Below are 5,390 nucleotides of genomic sequence, written 5' to 3'. Positions count from 1 at the left end.
GCGCCACGGCCAGCGTTCCCCCGGCCGCACGGAACCGGGCCCGACGGTCCGTGTGGTGCCGCAGCACCTCGGGAACGCCCAGATCGGCGGCGTCAGCGTCGGCGGCGAGGGACCGGTACAGCTCGGACAGTTCACGCGACATCGGTGGCCTCCAATTCCACGACAGCCAGATCGGGCAACAACGCGGCGAGCCGGGCCCGGCCGCGGGACAGCCACGACTTCACCGTGCCGACGGGCACGTCGATCTCGTGGGCGATCTCCTCGACCGGCATGTCGAACAGGTAGTGCAGCGCCAACGCCCTCCGGTGGGTCGCCGGCACCTGACGCAGCGCCTGGACCAGCAGCACGCTGTCCTCGTTGGGCGGCGACACCGTCGGCGGTGGCCCGGCCAACCGCAACGCGCCCCGCAGACTGCGCAGCCGCCGCCAGCGATCGGTCGCCAGCCGGGACACCACCAGTCGCAGCCACGCCTCCGGCGCCGGATGCGACGACAGCCGCCCCCACTGCCGCCAGGCCCGGGCGTAGGCCTCCTGCACCAGGTCCTGCGCCTCGGTGTGATCGCCGATCACCGCATAGCCGTACCGCATCATCCGCCGTGCGGTGCTGCGGTAGAAGTCATCGAAGCTCTGCGCATCTCTCACCACTGCTCCCCCTCATCCACCCCGTTGCAAATGAGGACGACGGGCCGGTGCCGCAGGTTGCGGCACGTCCGCGCCTGTCAGCGAGGTGACAGGCGGGCACGGCTCCGGACGCGGCGGAGCCCTCGCCGTCCGGACCGGTGCGGTCCGACGACGAGGGCTCCGAGACGTACGTGCGGGCGTGCCGGGTCAGCCGCCGGCACTCGGGCTGGCACCAGACCCACCAGCTGCCTGCTGTGCCTGCTGGAACGCGGTGAGCGCCTCGTCGAGGGCCTTCAGCGCCCGCCCGTACCGCTCGAAGTCGCCCGACGCCTGCGCGGCCCGGACCTCGGTGATCGCGGTCTGCACCCGGTCCGCGGCGGCGGCCAGGTCACCGGCCGGCGGTGGGGTGCCGGCGCTCGGGGTCGGCGTCGGCGCCGCCGTCCCCGAAGGAGTCGGCGTCGGGGTCGGTGTCGTCGGGTTGCCCCCGGTCGTCGGCGGCGGCGACGTGCCCTGCCCGGCCTTCTTACCCTGCTCGACCAACTGCTTGATGCCGTCGTTGATGTTGTCGGCGAGCGCCACGAACGAGCCGCCGTCACCGTACGAGAGCAGCACCTTCTGCAACAGCGGGTACGCGTCCTGCTGGTTGCTCTTCACGTAGACCGGCTCGACGTAGAGCATCCCGTCGGCGAAGGGCAGCGAGAGCAGGTTGCCGTACTGCACCTGCGCCTGATTGCTGGAGAGCAGGTTCAGTTGCTGACGGATGTTCGCGTTGTTCGTCATCTGCTGGTGCACCTGCACCGGGCCGGAGATCCGGGTCTGATCCGGCAACTCCAGCACCTCCAACCGGGGCTGCCCGTCGACGTACGACCCGGAGATCAGCGCGGCGAGGTTCTGCCGGCCGTTCGGGGTGACCGCGGAGGTGAGCTGGAACCGGGGGCTCTCCTGCCCCGGGAACTGGGTGAAGAGGTAGTACGGCGGCTGCTTCTGACCGCTGTCCGGGGCATCCGGCACGTTGGGCACCTGCCAGAAGTCCTGTGCGGAGTAGAAGTCACCCGGGTTGGTCACGTGGAACTTGGTGAGCAGGTTGCGCTGCACCTTGAACATGTCCGCCGGGTAGCGCAGATGCTCACTCAGCTCGACCGGGATCTCCGCCTTCGGCAGCACCAGGTCACCGCCGAACGCCTTGTTCCACGCCTTCAGCACCGGGTCGGTGTCGTCGTACTCGTAGAGCTTCACCGTGCCGTCGTACGCGTCGACAGTGGCCTTCACCGAGTTACGCATGTAGTTGACGTCCTCCCGGGCCAGCTGGAAGGTGCCCCGGTTGGTCAACTCGTCGGTGGTCTCGGTCTGGAGGTTGACCTTCTCCGCGTACGGGTAGGAGGCCGCCGTGGTGTAGCCGTCGACGATCCACTGCACCCGACCGTCGACCACCGCCGGGTACGGGTCGCCGTCCAGGGTGAGGAACGGCGCGACCTTCTCCACCCGGTCGCGCGGGTTACGCACGTACAGCAGCTTGGAGTCCTTGTTGACCGCCTCCGAGAGCAGGAAGTTCGACTCCTGCTCCTTGATGGCGTACAGCAGTCGCCGGGTGAAGGAGCCGATCTCCACGCCGCCCTCACCGGTGTAGGTGTAGGACTCGCCGCCGCCCTCACCGACCGGCCGGTCGAACTCGGCCTTCTTGTTCGGGTCGGACTGCCCGACGATGGCGTAGTCGTCGGCCTCCATCCGCTCGCCGTAGTAGATGCGCGGCTGCTTGGCCGGGATCTGCTCGGTCTGCGAGGAACACGCCTCCTGGGTCTTCTCGCCCAGGAAGCCGGAGACGAAGAACGGCTGACCACCGCAGACCACCTGGTTGGCCGGTGCGGCCACCAGCCCGTACCCGTGGGTGTAGACGGTGTGCCGGTTGATCCAGGTGTTCTGCTGGTCGGTCAGCTCGCCATAGTTGATCTCCCGGACGCCGACCACGTAATCGGAGACATTCCCGTTCACCCCGTACCGGTCGATGTCCAGCTTCGGACCGAAGTCGTAGAAGCCACGCACCTGCTGGAGCTGGGTGTACGTCTCGCTGACCAGCTGCGGGTCGAGCAGCCGCACGTTCGACACCACCGAGGTGTCGGTGGCCAGGTTCCCCGGTGGGGTGAGGTTGTTCGCCGCGTACGGGGTCGTCTCGGTGGCCGCCAACCCGAACGCCGCCCGCGTCGCGTCGATGCTGCGCTGGATGTACGGCGCTTCCTTGTCCTTGGCGCTCGGCTTGACCTCGAAGGTCTGCACCGCCCAGGGGTAGATGCCGCCGATGGCCACCGCGGACACGCCGAGCAGCGCCAACGAGATGCCCGGCCAGACCAGGTTCCGCATCCAGGCGTTGGAGAACACGATGATCGCGATCGCCACCACGATCGAGATGTAGGCGAGGATCTCCTTCGCCGGCAGCAGCGCGTTGACGTCGGCGTAGCCGGCGCCGTACAACTTGGCGCCCTCGTTGTACTCCAGCAGCATCGCCCGCCGGTCCAGCACGTACGCGACGGCCTTCAACAGCACGAACACCGCGACCAGGGAACTCAGGTGGGCGCGGGCCGCGTTGCTCATCCGGTCACCGACGCCCTGCAGGCGGACACCGCCGAAGAGGTAGTGCACCGCCAGCGCGCCGATCACGGCCAGCACCACAGCGGTGAAGGCGACCCCGAGCAGGTACCGCCAGAACGGCAGTTGGAACACGTAGAAGCCGATGTCGACCCCGAACTCCGGGTCCTTGACGCCGAAGTCACCGCCGTTGCGGAAGAGCAGCCACTGGTTCCACCGGTTCTGCGCCGAGAGGCCGGCGAAGAGCCCGACCACCGCGGCGGTCAGCGAGATCCAGGTGCCCAGCCGCGGCGTGAGCACCATCCGGTAGCGCTCCAGGGTCGCCTGCTCCACCGAGTGCGGGCGCAGTCGCGGGCGCAGCCGGTAGGCCAGCCACAGGTTGCCGCCGACGATCACCGCCATGCCGAGGCCGATGGCGAGGAACAGCACCAGCCGGGTGAGCAGGACGCCGGTGAAGACCTGGGTGTAGTTGACCTCGTCGAACCAGAGCCAGTCGGTCCACGCCTGCACACCCCAGCCGAGCAGGGTGAAGAGCACGAACACCCCGACCAGGACGGCGATCGTGACGCGCCCGCGCCGGCTCATCCTCGGAAGGGGGCTGCTGCTACGCATGACCACTGTTGGCTCCGCACGCTCGATATGATCGGCTCCGACCAGGCACCCAGAGTACGGGGTGTTCCTGAGCGTGTCGGGGCACGGTCACACCCGTCAGCAACGCGTCGGCTGACCACCCGCTCGCAACGTCTCCAGAGCGGTCATCGCCTCGTCCAACGAGCCCACCCGCAACAGCGGCAGATCGGGCTGCGGATTGCGGACCGCCTCGGCACAGTTGTCCGCCGGCACCAGGAAGACCTTGGCCCCGGCGCGCTTGGCGCCGACCAGCTTCTGGGCGATACCGCCGATCGGGCCGACGGCGCCCTCGTCGTCGATGGTGCCGGTGCCCGCGATGACCTGACCGCCGGTCAGGTCGGCCGGCGTCAGCTTGTCCACGATCCCCAGGGCGAACATCAGACCGGCGCTCGGCCCACCGATGTCGCCCAGGTCGATGCCGAGCGTGAACGGATGCGGCTGCTGCTGATCGATCTCCACACCGATCCGCGGTCGGCCGTCCTGCTCCTGACTGGTCACCGTCGCGGTGGCCGGCACCCCGTCACGGGTGTAGCCGATGGTCAACGCCGTGCCCGCCGGCTTCGCCCGGACCAGCTCGGTGACCTTCGCGGCCACCGGCACCGGCTGGCCGTCGACCGAGGTGATCAGGTCGCCCGCCTTCAACGCCCCGGCCGCCGGGCCGTCCCCGGCCACCGTCTTGATCACCACCTGCACCGGAAAGCCCAACTTCCGCAGCGCGGCGGTCTCCGCGCTGGTCTGTGACGCCTTGAAGTCCTCGGCGTTGCGCTGCTCGACCTGCTCCGTCGACTCCCCCGGCGGGTAGACCAGCTCGCGCGGCACCACCGCCTCGTCGTCGGAGAACCAGCCAGCGATCGCCCCCCGCAACCGCACAGTGGGCTGCACCCCCACCGTGGTCAGCCGCAACTGGCCGGCCGAGGTCGAGGTCTCCCGACCCGAGACCTGGATGACCTCCTTACCGTCGGCCGTCCCGAGGGTGTTGACGGTCGGACCCGGGCCCAGCACCACGTACGGAATCGGCACCCGGAGCACCCCGATGCTCAGCAGGGCGGTGAACAGGGCACCGAGCAGGACCGTCAGGCCACGACGTCTCATGCCGCAGAGCGTACCGACCGGGCACGGGTCACCCGGCGGATGCGCCGCGCGACTTCGCCCTCAGCGCAACGCCAGCGACGGCGACCTGGGGCGCGGTCCGCGTACCGTAGATGTCGTGCCTGATATTCCGTTCGGTTTCGCGCTCCCGGGTGGGCAGCCACCAGACCCCAACGATCCCGCGCAGATGCAGCAGTTCATGTCGCAGTTGCAGCACCTGCTCTCCGCGCCGGGCAGCGGGCCGGTCAACTGGGACCTGGCCCGGCAGGTTGCGGCCAGCCAGCTCGCGGCCGCCGGTGACCCGGCGGTGTCGATGTACGAACGCAACGCGGTCGAGGAGGCGCTGCGCCTGGCCGACCTGTGGTTGGAGCCCGCCTCGGCGTGGCCCTCCGGCATCCAGAACCCCGTTGCGTGGAACCGCAACGAGTGGATCTTCAAGACGCTGGACGTGTGGCGCAAGCTGTGCGACCC

4 protein-coding genes are annotated in these 5,390 nt (G+C 69.3%); 1 reads left to right on the top strand and 3 read right to left on the bottom strand.

Features of this window, described 5'->3' with window-relative positions; translation table 11 throughout:
- Positions 1 to 131: 131 nt before the first annotated feature.
- The 3 genes from KBX53_RS20975 to KBX53_RS20965 form a co-directional block, all read right to left on the bottom strand.
- Positions 132 to 641, bottom strand: a complete 510-nt coding sequence (locus tag KBX53_RS20975; RefSeq protein WP_030336612.1) for a SigE family RNA polymerase sigma factor — start codon at positions 639 to 641, stop codon at positions 132 to 134.
- A gap of 186 nt (positions 642 to 827) precedes the next feature.
- Entirely contained in the window at positions 828 to 3,812 is a 2,985-nt protein-coding gene (locus KBX53_RS20970; protein ID WP_081884046.1) for a UPF0182 family protein, read from the bottom strand.
- A 96-nt stretch (positions 3,813 to 3,908) separates the two neighbouring features.
- The gene (locus KBX53_RS20965; RefSeq protein WP_030336608.1) at positions 3,909 to 4,922 is read right to left on the bottom strand and encodes a PDZ domain-containing protein; all 1,014 of its coding nucleotides are present in this window, start codon (positions 4,920 to 4,922) and stop codon (positions 3,909 to 3,911) included.
- A 115-nt stretch (positions 4,923 to 5,037) separates the two neighbouring features.
- On the opposite strand from KBX53_RS20965, the gene KBX53_RS20960 reads away from it, so the two are divergent.
- On the top strand, positions 5,038 to 5,390 hold a 353-nt coding region (locus tag KBX53_RS20960), incomplete at its 3' end, for a zinc-dependent metalloprotease (RefSeq protein ID WP_210861161.1).

Source organism: Micromonospora sp. M51 (assembly GCF_018070305.1).
GTDB lineage: Bacteria > Actinomycetota > Actinomycetes > Mycobacteriales > Micromonosporaceae > Micromonospora > Micromonospora parva.
The sequence above is the reverse complement of the archived record's forward strand: the minus strand, read 5'-3'. Positions and strand labels throughout refer to the sequence as shown.

Coding starts and splice junctions, on each gene's coding strand:
- KBX53_RS20970 (WP_081884046.1), bottom strand. CDS start 3,812: ATGCGTAGCAGCAGCCCCCTTCCGAGGATGAGCCGGCGCGGGCGCGTC.
- KBX53_RS20965 (WP_030336608.1), bottom strand. CDS start 4,922: ATGAGACGTCGTGGCCTGACGGTCCTGCTCGGTGCCCTGTTCACCGCC.